The 15,245-nt window shown below is 65.0% G+C and carries 17 protein-coding genes; 12 read left to right on the top strand and 5 right to left on the bottom strand.

Translation table 11 applies throughout. From position 1 onward, the window contains the following. The first annotated feature begins 16 nt into the window (after positions 1–16). Positions 17–2,107, top strand: a complete 2,091-nt coding sequence (locus AC3WJE_RS09060) for a prolyl oligopeptidase family serine peptidase (protein WP_493730455.1) — start codon at positions 17–19, stop codon at positions 2,105–2,107. A 70-nt stretch (positions 2,108–2,177) separates the two neighbouring features. On the opposite strand, the gene AC3WJE_RS09055 is transcribed toward AC3WJE_RS09060, so the two are convergent. Beyond that, positions 2,178–3,368: a pyridoxal phosphate-dependent aminotransferase gene (locus AC3WJE_RS09055; RefSeq protein ID WP_493730454.1), complete on the bottom strand. Its 1,191-nt coding sequence runs from the start codon at positions 3,366–3,368 to the stop codon at positions 2,178–2,180. Positions 3,369–3,480: 112 nt separating this feature from the next. On the opposite strand from AC3WJE_RS09055, the gene AC3WJE_RS09050 reads away from it, so the two are divergent. The 8 genes from AC3WJE_RS09050 to AC3WJE_RS09015 all read left to right on the top strand — a co-directional run bounded on the left by AC3WJE_RS09050 (position 3,481) and on the right by AC3WJE_RS09015 (position 9,966). After that, a complete protein-coding gene (locus AC3WJE_RS09050; protein WP_493730453.1) occupies positions 3,481–3,717 on the top strand; it encodes a DUF1653 domain-containing protein in 237 nt (78 codons plus the stop codon). A gap of 140 nt (positions 3,718–3,857) precedes the next feature. Continuing rightward, positions 3,858–6,023 (top strand): S9 family peptidase, encoded by a 2,166-nt coding sequence (locus AC3WJE_RS09045; RefSeq protein WP_493730452.1) that lies wholly within the window; start codon positions 3,858–3,860, stop codon positions 6,021–6,023. A gap of 93 nt (positions 6,024–6,116) precedes the next feature. Next, positions 6,117–6,512, top strand: coding sequence for a YbaN family protein (locus tag AC3WJE_RS09040; RefSeq protein ID WP_493730451.1), 396 nt, complete (start codon positions 6,117–6,119; stop codon positions 6,510–6,512). A gap of 124 nt (positions 6,513–6,636) precedes the next feature. Further along, positions 6,637–6,873 carry an LPS translocon maturation chaperone LptM gene (gene lptM, locus AC3WJE_RS09035; RefSeq protein WP_493730450.1) on the top strand — a complete coding sequence of 79 codons (237 nt, stop codon included), beginning with the start codon at positions 6,637–6,639 and terminating at the stop codon, positions 6,871–6,873. Beyond that, positions 6,870–7,718 (top strand): diaminopimelate epimerase, encoded by an 849-nt coding sequence (gene dapF, locus AC3WJE_RS09030; RefSeq protein ID WP_493730449.1) that lies wholly within the window; start codon positions 6,870–6,872, stop codon positions 7,716–7,718. Before lptM ends, dapF begins: the two co-directional genes overlap by 4 nt. After that, positions 7,715–8,386, top strand: a complete 672-nt coding sequence (locus AC3WJE_RS09025; protein WP_493730448.1) for a DUF484 family protein — start codon at positions 7,715–7,717, stop codon at positions 8,384–8,386. The genes dapF and AC3WJE_RS09025 overlap by 4 nt, the downstream gene beginning before the upstream one ends. A gap of 101 nt (positions 8,387–8,487) precedes the next feature. After that, positions 8,488–9,378 (top strand): tyrosine recombinase XerC, encoded by an 891-nt coding sequence (gene xerC / locus AC3WJE_RS09020; protein WP_493730532.1) that lies wholly within the window; start codon positions 8,488–8,490, stop codon positions 9,376–9,378. A gap of 114 nt (positions 9,379–9,492) precedes the next feature. Next, positions 9,493–9,966 carry a DUF1203 domain-containing protein gene (locus AC3WJE_RS09015; protein WP_493730447.1) on the top strand — a complete coding sequence of 158 codons (474 nt, stop codon included), beginning with the start codon at positions 9,493–9,495 and terminating at the stop codon, positions 9,964–9,966. Positions 9,967–10,007: 41 nt separating this feature from the next. Here AC3WJE_RS09015 and AC3WJE_RS09010 read toward each other — a convergent pair whose 3' ends face one another. Next, positions 10,008–10,133: a hypothetical protein gene (locus tag AC3WJE_RS09010; RefSeq protein WP_493730446.1), complete on the bottom strand. Its 126-nt coding sequence runs from the start codon at positions 10,131–10,133 to the stop codon at positions 10,008–10,010. A gap of 117 nt (positions 10,134–10,250) precedes the next feature. Between AC3WJE_RS09010 and hslV the strand changes: the two genes are divergently transcribed. Beyond that, positions 10,251–10,802: an ATP-dependent protease subunit HslV gene (hslV, locus tag AC3WJE_RS09005; RefSeq protein WP_493730445.1), complete on the top strand. Its 552-nt coding sequence runs from the start codon at positions 10,251–10,253 to the stop codon at positions 10,800–10,802. Between the two features lie 98 nt (positions 10,803–10,900). Continuing rightward, positions 10,901–12,271 carry an ATP-dependent protease ATPase subunit HslU gene (gene hslU, locus AC3WJE_RS09000; protein WP_493730444.1) on the top strand — a complete coding sequence of 457 codons (1,371 nt, stop codon included), beginning with the start codon at positions 10,901–10,903 and terminating at the stop codon, positions 12,269–12,271. Between the two features lie 430 nt (positions 12,272–12,701). Here the strand turns inward: hslU and atpC are convergent, their stop codons facing one another. The 3 genes from atpC to AC3WJE_RS08985 form a co-directional block, all read right to left on the bottom strand. Continuing rightward, positions 12,702–13,121: an ATP synthase F1 subunit epsilon gene (gene atpC / locus AC3WJE_RS08995; protein ID WP_493730443.1), complete on the bottom strand. Its 420-nt coding sequence runs from the start codon at positions 13,119–13,121 to the stop codon at positions 12,702–12,704. Positions 13,122–13,218: 97 nt separating this feature from the next. Further along, positions 13,219–13,674 (bottom strand): nucleoside deaminase, encoded by a 456-nt coding sequence (locus tag AC3WJE_RS08990; protein ID WP_493730442.1) that lies wholly within the window; start codon positions 13,672–13,674, stop codon positions 13,219–13,221. Further along, positions 13,671–14,168 carry a GNAT family N-acetyltransferase gene (locus tag AC3WJE_RS08985; protein WP_493730441.1) on the bottom strand — a complete coding sequence of 166 codons (498 nt, stop codon included), beginning with the start codon at positions 14,166–14,168 and terminating at the stop codon, positions 13,671–13,673. The genes AC3WJE_RS08990 and AC3WJE_RS08985 overlap by 4 nt, the downstream gene beginning before the upstream one ends. 100 nt (positions 14,169–14,268) lie before the next feature. Between AC3WJE_RS08985 and ubiE the strand changes: the two genes are divergently transcribed. Continuing rightward, on the top strand, positions 14,269–15,030 hold the full coding sequence (ubiE, locus tag AC3WJE_RS08980) for a bifunctional demethylmenaquinone methyltransferase/2-methoxy-6-polyprenyl-1,4-benzoquinol methylase UbiE (protein ID WP_493730440.1): 762 nt from the start codon (positions 14,269–14,271) through the stop codon (positions 15,028–15,030). Positions 15,031–15,245 lie beyond the last annotated feature (215 nt).

Raw genomic sequence — 15,245 nt, 5'->3', positions numbered from 1 at the left:
GCCCCTTGGAGGGTTAATGTCGAAACTCGCTTCGGCCTGTCTGGTGGCAGGTCTGATCACTACTGGAGCCGTCGCCGCGGAGGAGACCGTGCAGAACGACCGCTACGCGTGGCTTGAAGATGTCCTCGGCGAAAAACCGCTGGAATGGGTCAAGGCCCAGAACGCGAAGACCGAGGCCCGTCTGGCCAGCACGCCGGCGTTCAAGCAGATGGAGTCGAGCATCCGCGAGGTGCTGGATTCGGACGCCAAGATCCCCGGTGTACAGAAGATCGGCGAGTACTACTACAACTTTTGGAAGGACAAGCAGCACCTGCGCGGGCTGTGGCGCCGCACCACGCTGGCCGAATACCGCAAGGCCGATCCGCGGTGGGAAACCGTGCTGGACCTGGACGCGCTGAACACGGCCGAGGGCGAGAAGTGGGTGTGGCACGGCGCCGACTGCCTGCGTCCGAAGTACCAGCGCTGCCTGATCGCGCTCTCGCGCGGCGGCGCCGACGCGGACGTGACCCGTGAGTTCGATCTGTCCAGCAAGCAGTGGATCAAGGACGGCTTCTTCCGCCCGGAGGCCAAGGGCGGGCTGGGCTGGATCGACCAGGACACCGTCTACGTCTACACCGATTTCGGCGACGGTTCGATGACCAGCTCGGGCTACCCACGCATCGTCAAGCAGTGGAAGCGCGGCACGCCGCTGGACACGGCGAAGGTCGTGTACGAAGGCAAGCCGGGTGACATGTACATCGCGGCGATGCATGACGACACGCCGGGTTTCGAGCGCGACTTCGTCAGCCGTACGCTGGCGTTCTACAACGATGAGCTGTATCTGCGTAAAGCGGATGGTGCGCTGGTCAAGGTCGATGCGCCGAACTCGGCCAACAAGAGCGTCAAGCGCGAATGGCTGACGCTGGAGCTGCGCGATCCGTGGACGGTGGGTGGCAGGACCTATCAGGCCGGTTCGCTGCTGGCGGTGAATTTCGATGATTTCATGGCCGGCAAGCGCGATTTCGACGTGCTGTTCGAACCGACCGACAGTACCTCGCTGGCAAGCTTCAGCTGGACCCGGCACCACCTGGTGCTGAACGTGCTGGAGGACGTCAAGAGTCGCCTGAGCGTGCTGACTCCGAACAAGGATGGCTGGAAGAAGAGCGCGTTCGTCGGCGCACCGGCGTTCGGCACCGTGCAGGTGGGTGCAGTGGACAGTGATGAATCCGACGCGGTGTGGCTGACCGTCACCGATTACCTCACGCCGACCACACTGGCGCTGGCCGAGATCGGCAAGACGCCGGAGACGTTGAAGACCATGCCGGCGTTCTTCGACGCCAGCAAGGATGTGATCGAGCAGCACTTCGCCACCAGCGAGGACGGGACGCGCGTGCCGTATTTCCTGGTGCGTCCGAAGAATCTGACGTTCGATGGCAGTACGCCGACGCTGCTTTACGGCTACGGCGGTTTCGAAATCTCGCTGACCCCGAGTTATTCGGGCGGCCTCGGCCGCGCGTGGTTGGACAAGGGCGGTGTCTACGTGGTCGCCAACATCCGCGGCGGCGGCGAGTACGGCCCGCGCTGGCACCAGGCGGCGCTCAAGCAGAATCGTCACAAGGCCTATGAAGACATGGCCGCGGTCGCCAAGGATCTGGTCGCACGCAAGATCACCTCGCCGCGGCATCTCGGCGTACAGGGTGGCAGCAATGGTGGCCTGATGACCGGCAACATGCTGACCCAGTATCCGGAGCTGTTCGGCGCGGTGGTCGTGCAGGTGCCGCTGCTGGACATGAAGCGCTACAGCCATCTGCTGGCGGGTGCTTCGTGGATGGCCGAGTACGGCGATCCGGATACGTCGGACTGGGAGTTCATCAAGACCTTCTCGCCATATCACCTGTTCGATGCGAGCAGGAACTATCCGCCGGTGATCTTCCTGACCTCCACGCGCGATGACCGCGTGCATCCAGGCCATGCGCGCAAGATGGCGGCGAAGATGATCGATGCCGGCAAGGATGTGACCTACTACGAGAACATCGAGGGTGGGCACGGTGGCGCGGCTGACAATGCGCAGGCGGCGCATATGTCGGCGTTGGCCTACAGCTTCCTGTGGGAGCGGTTGGCGAAGTGATCGATGGTGGTATGCGTAACGAAGAAGGCCGGCAAGATTGCCGGCCTTCTTCGTTGTGGGGTGTCGCGTTTCAGCGCTTCCAGCGCTCAAGTCCGCGCCCGATCCGTTCCACCGCTTCCTGCAGTCGCGGCAGATTCTGGGTATAGGCGATACGCACGTGCTGGTTGGCGCGGTAGTGGCCGAAATCCAGGCCTGGCGTGAACGCGACGTGCTCGGTTTCCAGGAAGTGCGCGCAGAACGCCTGTGCGTCATCGGTGAAGTCGCTGACGTCGGCGTAGAGATAGAACGCGCCCTGTGGTTCGACTTCGATGTGGAGGCCGAGCGCGCGCAGTGCCGGCAGCAGGTAGTCGCGGCGTTGCTGGAACTCGTGGCGGCGCGCTTCGAAGATCTCGATGGTTTCCGGTGCGAAGCAGGCCAGTGCGGCATGCTGGGCGATCGAGGACGCACTGATGTACAGATTCTGCGCCAGCTTCTCCAGTTCGGGCACTGCAGCCGGCGGTGCGACCAGCCAGCCCAGGCGCCAGCCGGTCATGCCGAAGTACTTGGAAAAGCTGTTCAGCACGAAGGCTTCGTCATCCACTTCCAGCACGCTTGATGCGTCGAGACCATAGGTCAGGCCGTGATAGATCTCGTCGACCACCAGATGGCCACCGCGTGTCTTCAACGACGCCGACAATGCTGCCAACTGGTCGCGTGAGAGCACGCTGCCGGTGGGATTGGCGGGCGAGGCGGCGAGTGCACCGACGCTGTCGTTGTTCCAGTGACGCTCGACCAGCTCCGGGGTGAGCTGATAGTCGCTGTCCGGACCGACCGGCACCAGTTGCGCGGCGCCTTCGACCAGGCGCAGGAAGTGGCGGTTACACGGATAACCCGGATCGGCCAGCAGCCAATGGCGGCCGGGATCGACCAGCAGGCTGGAGGCCAGCAGCAACGCGCCGGAGCCACCGGGTGTGACCAGGATGCGTTCGGGATCGATCGATACGCCGTAGCGCTGTGCATAGAAGCCAGCGATCGCCTCGCGCAGCGCCGGCAGTCCGCGCGCGGCGGTGTAGCGCGTATGCCCGGCGGCGAGCGCAGCCTGGCCTGCAGCGACGATCGGTGCGGCGGTGGTGAAGTCGGGTTCGCCGATCTCCAGATGGATGACGTCGTGACCGGCCGCCTCCAGCGCCTGCGCGCGCGCCAGCAGCGCCATCACATGGAAAGGGGCGATGTCCTGGCTGCGACGGCTGTAGTTGGGGTTGGGGTAGCTGCGGATATCCATGCGGTCGATGTTAGGGGGTGTCGTCCATTCACGGATAGGCCGCTGTTCCTGTGGGCGTTCATGCATCGCGAGCCGCATACTCGCGTTTCCATCGTGATTCCGGTTTTGATCCATGTCCGAGCTTCCTCCGCTTCCCGAGTTGTCACCTGGTCGTTACCGCCATTACAAGGGCAACGACTACGAAGTGGTTGCCGTCGCCCGACACAGCGAGACACTGGAGCCAATGGTGGTCTACAGGGCCTTGTATGGCGAAGGCGGCCTGTGGGTACGACCCCATGCGATGTTCTGCGAGGAGGTGCTGGTCGATGGCCGCCCTGTCCGCAGGTTTTCTCCGCTTGCTTCGGGCTAGCGGCGCCTCAAGGCGGCATTGGCGCGGATGCCCGACTGCCCTGAGCTGATCTGAGGCCCTCGCCGCTTGCCGTCTGCCGGGTGCTGTGGACAGACTGCGCGGGCAGGGACGCCATTGCGTTCGTTCAAGGAATCCCCAAGATGAGAAACGCCCTTCCGCTTCTGATTGCCAGCCTGATGACCCTTTCCGCCAGTTCCGCCGCCGCCGTCACCCTCACTCCGCCGGATGCCGAGAAGCGCGCGCACGTCGTCAAGACACCGTTCGGTGCCACCCGTGAGGATGACTATTACTGGCTGCGCGACGACAGCCGCAAGGACAAGGCGATGCTGGCCTATCTGGAGGCCGAGAACGCCTACACCGACCAGGTGATGGCGCCGCTCAAGCCGCGGGAAGACAAGCTTTACGAGGAGATCGTCGGGCGCATCAAGCAGGACGATGCCAGCGTGCCGTATCGCGAGCGCGGCTGGTGGTACTACAGCCGTTTCGAGACCGGCAAGGACTATCCGATCCAGGCGCGCCGCAAGGACGGCACCGGGGTGGATGCGGCCTCGATCCAGCAGGCCAACGCCGCCGGTGATTTCGCCAGTGAAGATGTGCTGCTCGATGTCAACGTGATGGCCGAAGGCAAGGGCTATTTCAGCGTTGGCGATGCCGATGTCAGCCAGGACAACCGCATCCTCGCCTGGGCCGAGGATGACGTTGGCCGGCGCCAGTACACGATCCGTTTCAAGAATCTGGAAACCGGCGAGACCTACGCGGACGAGATCCACGGCGTATCGCCCAACCTGGTCTGGGCCGACGACAACAAGACCCTGTTCTACGTCGAGAACGACCCGGAGACGCTGCTGACGGTGCGGGTGAAGAAGCACGTGCTCGGTACGCCGGCCAGGAACGATGCGCTGGTCTACGAGGAGCATGACGACAGCTTCTACATGGGCATCGGCCGCACCCGCGACGACAAGTACATCACCATCGGCGTGCACAGCACGGTGTCCAGCGAGGAGCGCTACGCGCCGGCCGCCAACCCTGAAAAGTTCGTGGTGTTGGCGCCGCGTGAGCGCGATGTCGAGTACGACGCCGAACATTTCGACGGACGCTGGGTGATCCGCACCAATGCCGACGGCGCCAAGAACTTCAAGCTGGTCACCGCGCCGAGCGACGCCACCTCGCGCAAGCAGTGGACCGACTGGGTGGCGCATGACCCTGCGGTGTTCATCGAGGGCTACGAGCTGTTCGACGGCTTCACCGCGATCGAGGAGCGCTCGCAGGGCCTGGAGCGCGTGCGCCTGCTCAAGGCCGATGGCAGCCACGAGTACGTCAAGGCGGACGAGCCGGCCTACTCGATGGGGCTGTCGACCAACGCCGAGCCGGACACCGCGTGGCTGCGCTACGGCTACACCTCGCTGACCACGCCGGCCACGACTTACGAGCTGAACGTAGTCACCGGCGAGCGCCGCCTGCTCAAGCAGCAGCCGGTGATCGGCTACGACGCCTCGCAGTACGTCACCGAGCGGGTCTGGGTGACTGCACGTGACGGCGTCAAGGTGCCGGTGTCGCTGGTCTACAGGAAGGGCTTCAAGAAGGACGGCACCGGCGCGCTGTATCAGTACGCCTACGGCAGCTACGGCATTTCCTCCGATCCGGGCTTCAACGTGCCGGTGGTGAGCCTGCTCGATCGCGGCGTGGTCTACGCGATCGCGCACATCCGCGGCGGCCAGGAGATGGGCCGGCAGTGGTACGAGGACGGCAAGCTGCTGCACAAGAAGAACACCTTCACCGATTTCATCGACGTCACCGAGGCGCTGGTGAAGCTCGGTTACGCCGCACCGGGCCGGGTCGCGGCGATGGGCGGCAGTGCTGGCGGCCTGCTGATGGGCGCGGTGGCGAACATGGCGCCGCAGGATTACCGGGTGATGGTGGCGCAGGTGCCGTTCGTCGACGTGGTGACGACGATGCTCGACGCCAGCATCCCGTTGACCACCAATGAGTACGACGAGTGGGGCAATCCCGAGCAGAAGAAGTTCTACGACTACATGCTCACCTATTCGCCCTACGACAACGTCAAGCATCAGGCCTATCCGGCGCTGTTCGTCGGCACCGGCCTGTGGGATTCGCAGGTGCAGTATTGGGAGCCGGCCAAGTGGGTGGCCAAGCTGCGCGATGACAACACCGGCGAGCGCCCGATCGTGTTCCGCACCAACATGGAAGCCGGCCACGGCGGCAAGTCGGGGCGTTTCCGTCGCTACCGCGAGCTGGCCGAGTCGTATGCGTTCATGCTCGATCAGCTGGAAGTCAAGGAGCCGTGATTCGGGAGGGGTGATGGGTGATTCGTAGGAGCGGGTCTACGAAGAAGATATCGAGGCCATAATCCATCCCGAATCCCCAATCCCCGCCTTTCAATGACAGAACCGACGCGCTTCCGCTGGGCTTGGTGGTTGCTGGCCTACACCAGTCTGGGCACCGGCATCGTCGGGATCTTCGTGCCGGGCCTGCCGACGACGGTGTTCATCCTGATCGCGGCCTGGGCCGCGACCCGGGGCTCGGAGAAGCTGCGGCACCGGTTGATCACCCATCCGCGCTTCGGTCCGGTGATCGCCGATTGGGAGAACTACGGCGCGGTCAGCCGCCGTGGCAAGTGGATGGCCTCGCTGGCGATGGCTGCATGCACGGTGATCGTGCTGCTGGTCGTGAGCAAGCCCTGGGTCTGGTGCGTTTCGATCGGGCCGATGGTGGTGGTGGCGATCTGGCTGTGGTTGCGTCCCGAGCCACCGCCGAAGGACGACCAGGCCTCGTAGAGCCGGGCTTGCTCGGCCGGAGCTTTCCCGGGAAGGCTCAGCCGAGCAAGCCAGGCTCTACGGCAGTTAAGCTGCCATGCCCGGCAAAACACGGGTTTCATGGCCTTGTGGCTATACTCGCGGCATGAGTACGAAGCCCTCCATTTTCCGTATCGCACTGGTCGGTGCGACCTTCCTCGCGTTGGCCGCCTGCGGCAACAAGGGGCCGCTGGTGATGCCGCAGAAGCCGGTCCCGGTCGAGGCTCATCCAGCCACACCCGCCACCGAGACGCAGCCCGCGCAGACCCAGCCGGCCACCCAGACCACGCCGCCTGTCGATGGCACGCAGTCGTCGTCGACCAAGGACAACGACGGGCAATGAGCGGCCCTACTTCTGCCGGGCGCCTGCGTTTCACCAAGATGCAGGGCGCCGGCAACGATTTCGTGGTGCTGGACCTGCGCGACGGCACGCCCGCGCCGGATGCCGCACTCGCCGCACGACTGGCCGATCGCCACTTCGGCGTCGGTTGCGACCAGATCCTGACCATCGAGCCGCCGCTCAGTGAGCAGGCGGTAGCCTCGTACCGGATCTGGAATGCCGATGGCACGCACTCGCAGCAATGCGGCAACGGCGCGCGCTGTATAGCGGCCTGGCTGGTGCGCGACGGCACCGCGCAGGGCGACAGTTTCGTGATCGACAGCCCGGTCACTGCACACCGCGTGGATCGCCTCGGCGAACACGAGTACGCGGTGGCGATGGGCGTGCCGGAGTTCGATCCGGCGAAAATTCCGCTGGCCGGCTTTGCGCATGCGCGTGATGAGTACCAGTTGCCGGGCGAGAGCGTGCGCTTTGGTGCGGTCTCGATGGGCAATCCGCATGCAGTGCTGGAAGTCGGGCTGGTCGATGCCGCGCCGGTCGAACGGCTGGGTCCGCTGCTGCAGCAGAACGTGACCTTTCCCGAGTCGGTCAATGTCGGTTTCGCGCAGGTGGTGGATGCCGGCCACATTCGCCTGCGGGTGTACGAGCGTGGTTCGGGCGAGACCCTGGCCTGCGGCAGCGGCGCGTGCGCCGCGGCGGTGGTGCTGATGCAGCGTGGCCACATCGAACGCGACGTGCGCATCGCGCTGCCGGGCGGTGAGCTGCGGGTGCGCTGGCCTGCGCCCGATGCGCAGGTGGTGATGTCCGGGCCGGCACAATTCGTCTTCGACGGGGAGTGGATCGGATGAGTGAAACCAAGGACAAGATCAGTGCGCACGAAGTGGCGGTGTGGCTGCGGCGGCATCCGACCTTCCTGAAGCAGTTTCCCGATCTGGCGTTGACCCTGGTGGTGCCGCGCGACGATGGCCCGACCGCCTCGCTCGCCAGCTATCAGTTGGAAGTGCTGCGCGACAAGAACCGCGAGCTGTCGCGGCGGCTGTCCGAGCTGGCCGGCAATGCGCAGGTCAACGAGCGGCTGGCGGTGCGCACGCATCAGCTGACGCTGGCGCTGATGAAGCAGACCAACGCGGCCGACACGCTGCGCTCGATGGCGGCCTCACTGGCCGAGGATTTCAACGGCGAGCGGGTGCGGATCGTGCTGCTGCAGCCGGTGACCGGGCTGGAGGGTGCGGACTGGCTGCAGACGATCGCGCTGGACGATCCGCGGCTGGCACCGTTCCGCGACTGCCTGAAGGACGGCGAGCCGATCTGCGGTCGCCTGCAGGCCGAGAAGCACGTGCTGCTGTACGCCGAGCAGGCTGGCGAAGTGCAGTCGACCGCGTTGCTGCCGCTGCCGGGCGTGGGCCTGATCGCGGTCGGCAGCCGCGATCCGAACCGTTTCTATCCCGGCATGGGCACATTGTTCCTGCGCATGATGGGCGAGGCGCTGGCGGTGGCACTGCAGCGGTTCGAGTGATGGAAGGCCGGGAATCGGGAATGGGGGATGGGGAATCGGAAAAGCCTCCGGTCTCCGGCGAACATGCTGATGATCTTCCGATTTCCCACTCCCCATTCGCCATCCTCGATCCCGTCGAGGAATTCCTGACCTACCTGAAGATCGAGCGAGCCATGTCGGCGCACACGCTCGATGCCTATCGGCGTGACCTGACCGCGCTGGCGGAATGGGCTGTCGCGCAGAAGGCAGGGGATGTGGCTGCGCTCGATGCCGCGCACCTGCGCGAGTTCATCAGCGCCGAGCATCGGCGCAAGCTGTCGGCCAAGAGCCTGCAGCGGCGCTTGTCGGCCTGCCGCAGTTTCTACACCTGGCTGCTGAAACAAGCGCGCATCGTCGCCAATCCTGCCACCAAGCTGCGCGCGCCCAAGGCGCCGCGCAAGCTGCCGCAGGTGTTGGATGCCGACGAGGCGGTGCAACTGGTGGAAGTGCCGACCGATGCACCGCTGGGACTGCGCGACCGCGCGCTGCTGGAGCTGTTCTATTCCTCCGGGCTGCGCCTGAGCGAGCTGTGCGCGCTGCGCTGGAGCGATCTGGATCTGGTCAGCGCGATGGTGACGGTGCTCGGCAAGGGCAGCAAGCAGCGCCTGCTGCCGGTCGGCTCACATGCGCTGCGCGCGCTGCAGGAGTGGAAGGCCGACAGCGCGGCCACGCCCGATGGTTATGTATTCCCCGGTCGTGGTGGCAAGGCGATCACCCAGCGCGCGGTGCAGATCCGGGTCAAGCAGCTGGCCAATCGCCAGGGCCTGTTCAAGCACGTGCACCCGCACATGCTTCGCCACAGCTTCGCCAGCCACATTCTCGAATCGTCCGGCGACCTGCGCGGCGTGCAGGAACTGCTCGGGCATGCGGACATCGCCACCACCCAGATCTACACGCATCTGGATTTCCAGCATCTGGCGAAGGTCTACGACGCGACGCATCCGCGTGCGAAGCGGAAGAAAGCCGATCCCTGATCGCGGTGGGCGGGTGCATTCAGGGCTACAGGTAGCGGATGCAATGTCCTGAAATGGCGAGCGTGCTCGCGCGGCGACAGCGAGCATGAGGCTCATTTTCGCAGGAGTTCCCGCATGGCCGTGTTCTGTTTTTCCGCACTCGATGCGGCGCTGTTCGCGCCGCTGTTCACGCTTGACGATGCCGCGCTGGGTGCGCTCGGGATCGTTCGTCGCATTGTCGAAGAACATGGCACGCCGTGCCGGGTCAGCCTGGAGGATGCAAAGATCGGTGAGGAAGTGCTGCTGCTGCCCTTCGAACATCACGCGGTGGATTCGCCGTACCGTGCCAGCGGTCCGATTTTCGTACGTCGCGGCGCTACTACGGCCAAGCCCGCGGATGGAGAGGTGCCACCCTACGTGGCGAAGCGATTGATCTCGCTGCGCGCCTATGACGTGGCCGGCATGATGGTCAGCGCCGAAGTGTGTGAGGGCAGCGACGTGGATGCCTGGTTGCGGCAGACGTTCGACGATTCCCGGATCGCATACGTGCACCTGCACAATGCGCGGCATGGCTGTTATTCCTGCAGGGCAGACCGGGTCGCGGCCTGAGGATCAACCGGTAGGCGAAGTTGGTTGAGCCGATAGCGCTGTCAAAAGCGATTGGTGATCTGAGCGGCGCGTGCATTCGCCTGAGCCTTCATCGTCAGGTTGCCGAGCTGCAGCAGGCATCGGCGGGGATCGTATTCATCCAGGCAATCGAGGCGGCGGGCGGACACCGCCCCCGCTTCGCTTGACAAGCGAAAGGCAACCTCCGCTGACTGCACGGCGCGATGGTGGAGCTTGAACCTTCCGGCCACGTCCCCACCTGATGAGGAACGTTTCCGGAGCCGCACATGGATCCCAGCCAGAACCCCAATGTTTTCCACGCCACCACCATCGTCTGCGTGCGTCGCGGCGACAAGGTGGCCATTGCCGGTGACGGCCAGGTCACGCTCGGCCACACCGTGATGAAGGGCAATGCGCGCAAGGTGCGCAGGCTCGGTCGCGACGGTCAGGTGCTGGCCGGTTTCGCCGGTGCCGCCGCCGATGCGTTCACGCTGTTCGAGCTGTTCGAGGCCAAGCTGGAAAAGCACGGCCAGCTGACCCGCGCCGCAGTCGAACTGGCCAAGGATTGGCGCACCGAACGCCGCCTCGGCAAGCTCGAAGCACTGCTTGCCGTGGCCGATCGCGAGACCTCGCTGATCATCAGTGGCACCGGCGATGTGATCGAGCCGGAGGACGGCATCATCGCGATCGGCTCCGGCGGCAGCTACGCGCTCTCGGCCGCACGTGCACTGGTGGCACACACCGAACTGGACGCCAAGACGATCGCAACTGAAGCGATCGGCATCGCGGGTGACATCTGTATTTACACCAACCGCAACGTGGTGGTCGAAGAGCTGTGATTCGTGATTGGTGATTCGTGATTCGCAAGAGCGATTCACGACCAGTCCCGACCTCCTCGATCATTCCAAAAATCCCCTTTGCGAATCACGAATCACACATGACCAATCACGGCTCTTCCTCAACCATGACCCCGCGCGAGATCGTGCAGGAACTCGATCGCCACATCGTCGGCCAGCACGACGCCAAGCGCGCGGTCGCCATCGCGCTGCGCAATCGCTGGCGCCGCATGCAGTTGCCCGACGAGCTGCGTAACGAGGTGATGCCGAAGAACATCCTGATGATCGGCCCGACCGGCGTCGGCAAGACCGAGATCGCGCGGCGTCTGGCGACGCTGGCGAATGCGCCGTTCGTCAAGGTCGAGGCCACGCGCTTCACCGAGGTCGGCTACGTCGGCAAGGATGTCGAGCAGATCATCCGCGATCTGGCTGATACCTCGGTCAAGCTGTATCGCGAGCAGGCCAAGGTGCGGGTGCGCACCCAGGCCGAGGAGCATGCCGAGGATCGCATCCTCGACGCGCTGCTGCCGCGCCGCAGTGGCGGCATCGGTTTCGATCCGGAAGCCGCGCGCAACGAGCCGTCGGCACAGGACAACGACACCCGCATCAAGTTCCGGCGCATGCTGCGCAATGGCGAGCTGGACGAGCGCGAGATCGAGCTGGACGTGGCGGTCAACGTCAGCATGGACATCATGACCCCGCCGGGCATGGAGGAAATGGGCCAGCAGCTGCGGCAGATGTTCTCCAACCTCGGCGGCGGCAAGTCGCAGAAGCGCAAGCTGACGATCAAGGCGGCGCGTCCGCTGCTGATCGAGGAAGAGGCGGCCAAGCTGGTCAACGAGGACGACGTGCGCAGCGCCGCGATCGAAGCCTGCGAGCAGCACGGCATCGTCTTCATCGACGAGATCGACAAGGTCGCCAAGCGTGGCGAAGCCGGCTCGTCCGGCGGCGACGTCAGCCGCGAAGGCGTGCAGCGCGACCTGCTGCCGCTGGTGGAAGGCTCCAACGTGTCGACCAAGTACGGCACGATCAAGACCGACCACATCCTGTTCATCGCCTCCGGCGCGTTCCATCTGGCCAAGCCGAGCGACCTGATTCCGGAGTTGCAGGGCCGTTTCCCGATCCGGGTCGAGCTGGGCGCGCTGAGCAAGGACGATTTCGTGCGCATCCTGACCGAGCCGAAGGCCGCTCTGACCCGCCAGTACCAGGCGCTGTTGAAGACCGAGGGCGTGGACATCACGTTCGAGCAGGACGCGATCGATCGTCTCGCCGAGATCGCCTTCCTGGTCAACGAACGCCAGGAGAACATCGGCGCCCGTCGCCTGCACACCGTGCTGGAGCGCCTGCTCGACACGCTCAGCTACGAGGCGCCGGACCGCGATGGCCAATCGGTCAAGGTCGATCGCGCCTATGTCGACGCGCACCTGGGCGAGCTGGTGCAGGACCCGGATCTGAGTCGTTACATCCTCTGATCTGGAATTCTGGTGTGTGAGTACAACGACCCGCTCAACGCGGGTCGTTGTGTTTCAGGGCAAGGAGTTTTTGAGGATGTCACGCTGGCGAATCGATATCCGTGGACAGGCTTTTGGCTTTTGTCGTTGCTTGTGATTTTACTGTCGGCTAAAGCCTTTGCTTCTGCTGTTGCTGCAACGTCAAACCCAACAATCAACGTCCATGGATCTTCGATCCCCGGCCATCGGGCATAGCCCGATGGCGCTCAGCACCACGCGAGCCAGTGGCTCGCAAGCCGTGGCGCTTCGCCCCCACGTTCGCGGGGATGACGATAGATGGATACCGGATACCGGATACCGGAGAGATGGCGAAAGTCACTGGGTCCCCGTCTGCGCGGGGACGACGGTAGAGAGTGTGAGGTGTGACCTGCCCGAGGATCGACGACACACCCTAGCCACCCTTGAGATGGCGCAACTCCGCGCTATACCGCAACAGCAATTCCAGATGCAGCTGCGCATAGCCCGTGTCGGTAAAGTTCTCCGCCATCGGCGAAGTGGCGCAATCGCGCGCCGCCTGCGCCCGCGCCGCATCCAGATCCGCATTGCGTTCGGCCAGGTCGGCCATCACCAATACGTGATCCGGTTGCACCTCGATGTAGCCGCCGGAGACGTAGATCTGCTCGGGTTCGCCCTGCGCCGGGTACAGGTGCAGCATGCCTTCACGCAGCAGGCTGAGCAGCGGTGTGTGCCGGGGCATCACCCCGAGCCGGCCTTCGCGGCCGGGCACGCTGACTTCGAAGACCTCGCCGCTCCACAGCGAGCCGGTGAGGCTGATCACATCGAGGTGGATGGTGGCGGATGGCGGATGCATGACGTGGCTTTGGTCGCGATGCGTACCGTTTTCCTGTCCGCGCCGCGCGGTTCACACCGATGCTACCGCTGCCGCTGTCACGGCGATCTGACGAAGCTCAGTCCTCGCCGATGTCCTCGTTCCACACGTCGGGGTTGGCGGCGATATAGCCGCCGAGCAGGTCGATGCATTCCTGGCTGTGCAGGTCGATGACCTCCACGCCGCTTTCGCGCAGCCAGTCGACGCCCCCCTGGAACGTCACCGACTCGCCGACCACCACGGTGCCGATGCCGAACTGCCGCACCAGCCCGCTGCAGTACCAGCACGGCGCCAGCGTGGTGACCATGATGGTGTCCTTGTAGCGGCGCTGGCGGCCTGCCTTGCGGAAGGCGTCGGTTTCGCCGTGCACCGACGGATCGCCTTCCTGCACGCGGCGGTTGTGACCGCAACCGAGCAGGCGGCCGTCGTTGTGGTACAGCGCCGCGCCGATCGGGATGCCGCCTTCGGCCAGGCCCTGGCGGGCTTCGGCGATGGCGGTGTCGAGCAGGGCGCGATAGTCGGGTGTGGCGATCATGGGGAGTCCTCGGGCACCGCATCGGCGCGGCGCAGCATGTTGATGTGGGGAATACCGTCCTCGTCGTAGATCGGCGAGGCGGGGACGAAACCGTGCGCGGCGTAGTAATCGCGCAAATGAGCCTGGGCGCCCAGCCGGATCTCGCTGCCGGGCCAGCGTGCCAGCAGCACGCGCAGGCCTTCGCGCATCAGCGCGTGGCCGACGCCACTGCCGCGCCGGTCCGGGGCGATCACGACCCGGCCGATACTGGGATGGCGATAACCCAGGCCGGCGGGAAGGATGCGCAGGTAGGCGACCAGCGTGTCGCCGTCGTGGCCGAGCAGGTGCAGGGCATCCGGATGGGTGTCCTTGCCGTCGGGATCGAGGTAGGCGCAGGCCTGCTCGACGACGAAGATCTCCGAGCGCAGCTTCAGCAAGGCGTAGAGCTGGCGCACGTCGAGCGCATCGAAGGCGAGTGTCTGCCAGTGCAGTGTAGTGGGGGCAGGAGAGGGCATCGCTGCATGATAGCGTCGCCGTCTCATCGATCGTGGGACGCGCCGATCGATTGTGCTCCGGGCCGGCCACGATCACGCCGGCGGTGCGATAATCGGGGGCATGAGCGAATCCCCCTACAAGACCGGCACCACCCATTTCGGCTTCCGCGACGTGGCCGCCAAGGACAAGCAGAAGCTGGTCGGCGAGGTGTTCACCTCGGTCGCGCGCAGCTACGACCTGATGAACGACCTGATGAGCCTGGGCGTGCACCGGGCCTGGAAGCGCTATTTCGTGGCGACCGCGCAGGTGAAGCCGGGCGACCGCGTGCTCGATCTGGCGGGTGGTACCGGCGACATCGCGGTGCTGCTGCGCGATCGCGTCGGCCCGGAAGGCTCGATCGTGCTGGGTGACATCAATGCCGGCATGCTCTCGGTCGGTCGCGACCGGCTGACCAATCGCGGCCTGGTGTCGGGGCTGGACTACGTGCAATGCAACGCCGAGGCGCTGCCGTTCCCGGACGCCAGCTTCGACCTGGTGACGATCTCGTTCGGCCTGCGCAACGTCACCGACAAGGACGCCGCGCTGCGCGAGATGTACCGCGTGCTCAAGGTCGGCGGCCAGGCACGGGTGCTGGAGTTCTCCGAGGTCACCGCGGATTGGTTCAAGCCGATCTACGACTTCCACTCGTTCAAGATACTGCCGCAGCTGGGCAAGCTGTTCGCGCGGGATTCCGACAGCTACCAGTACCTGGCCGAGAGCATCCGCAAGCATCCGCCGCAGGACACGCTGAAGGGGATGATGAGCGAGGCCGGCTTCGCGCGCTGCCACTACAAGAACCTGACCGGCGGCATCGTCGCGATTCATTCCGGTTACAAGGTCTGACGAAGGGGTTCCTGTGGGAGGGACTTCAGTCCCGACAGGCTTTCCCGGGAAAGCGGCCGGGACTGAAGTCCCTCCCACAGGAAAGCCCGGTAAAATCCCGAGCTTTCCCGCTCTGGTGTCTCGCCATGCGCTCCCCGTTCCTGATGTCCCTGGCCATGGCAGTCGCCGTGGCCGGCTGCTCGAAAGACCCCGTGCCCGCCCCTGAGCCCCAGCCT

The sequence above is a fragment of the Pseudomonas sp. GW821-FHT07E12 genome (genome assembly GCF_058986605.1).
This window is presented reverse-complemented; position numbering and strand designations above follow the sequence as displayed.

Coding starts and splice junctions, on each gene's coding strand:
- AC3WJE_RS09060 (WP_493730455.1), top strand. CDS start 17: ATGTCGAAACTCGCTTCGGCCTGTCTGGTGGCAGGTCTGATCACTACT.
- AC3WJE_RS09055 (WP_493730454.1), bottom strand. CDS start 3,368: ATGGATATCCGCAGCTACCCCAACCCCAACTACAGCCGTCGCAGCCAG.
- AC3WJE_RS09050 (WP_493730453.1), top strand. CDS start 3,481: ATGTCCGAGCTTCCTCCGCTTCCCGAGTTGTCACCTGGTCGTTACCGC.
- AC3WJE_RS09045 (WP_493730452.1), top strand. CDS start 3,858: ATGAGAAACGCCCTTCCGCTTCTGATTGCCAGCCTGATGACCCTTTCC.
- AC3WJE_RS09040 (WP_493730451.1), top strand. CDS start 6,117: ATGACAGAACCGACGCGCTTCCGCTGGGCTTGGTGGTTGCTGGCCTAC.
- lptM (WP_493730450.1), top strand. CDS start 6,637: ATGAGTACGAAGCCCTCCATTTTCCGTATCGCACTGGTCGGTGCGACC.
- dapF (WP_493730449.1), top strand. CDS start 6,870: ATGAGCGGCCCTACTTCTGCCGGGCGCCTGCGTTTCACCAAGATGCAG.
- AC3WJE_RS09025 (WP_493730448.1), top strand. CDS start 7,715: ATGAGTGAAACCAAGGACAAGATCAGTGCGCACGAAGTGGCGGTGTGG.
- AC3WJE_RS09015 (WP_493730447.1), top strand. CDS start 9,493: ATGGCCGTGTTCTGTTTTTCCGCACTCGATGCGGCGCTGTTCGCGCCG.
- hslV (WP_493730445.1), top strand. CDS start 10,251: ATGGATCCCAGCCAGAACCCCAATGTTTTCCACGCCACCACCATCGTC.
- hslU (WP_493730444.1), top strand. CDS start 10,901: ATGACCAATCACGGCTCTTCCTCAACCATGACCCCGCGCGAGATCGTG.
- atpC (WP_493730443.1), bottom strand. CDS start 13,121: ATGCATCCGCCATCCGCCACCATCCACCTCGATGTGATCAGCCTCACC.
- AC3WJE_RS08990 (WP_493730442.1), bottom strand. CDS start 13,674: ATGATCGCCACACCCGACTATCGCGCCCTGCTCGACACCGCCATCGCC.
- AC3WJE_RS08985 (WP_493730441.1), bottom strand. CDS start 14,168: ATGCCCTCTCCTGCCCCCACTACACTGCACTGGCAGACACTCGCCTTC.
- ubiE (WP_493730440.1), top strand. CDS start 14,269: ATGAGCGAATCCCCCTACAAGACCGGCACCACCCATTTCGGCTTCCGC.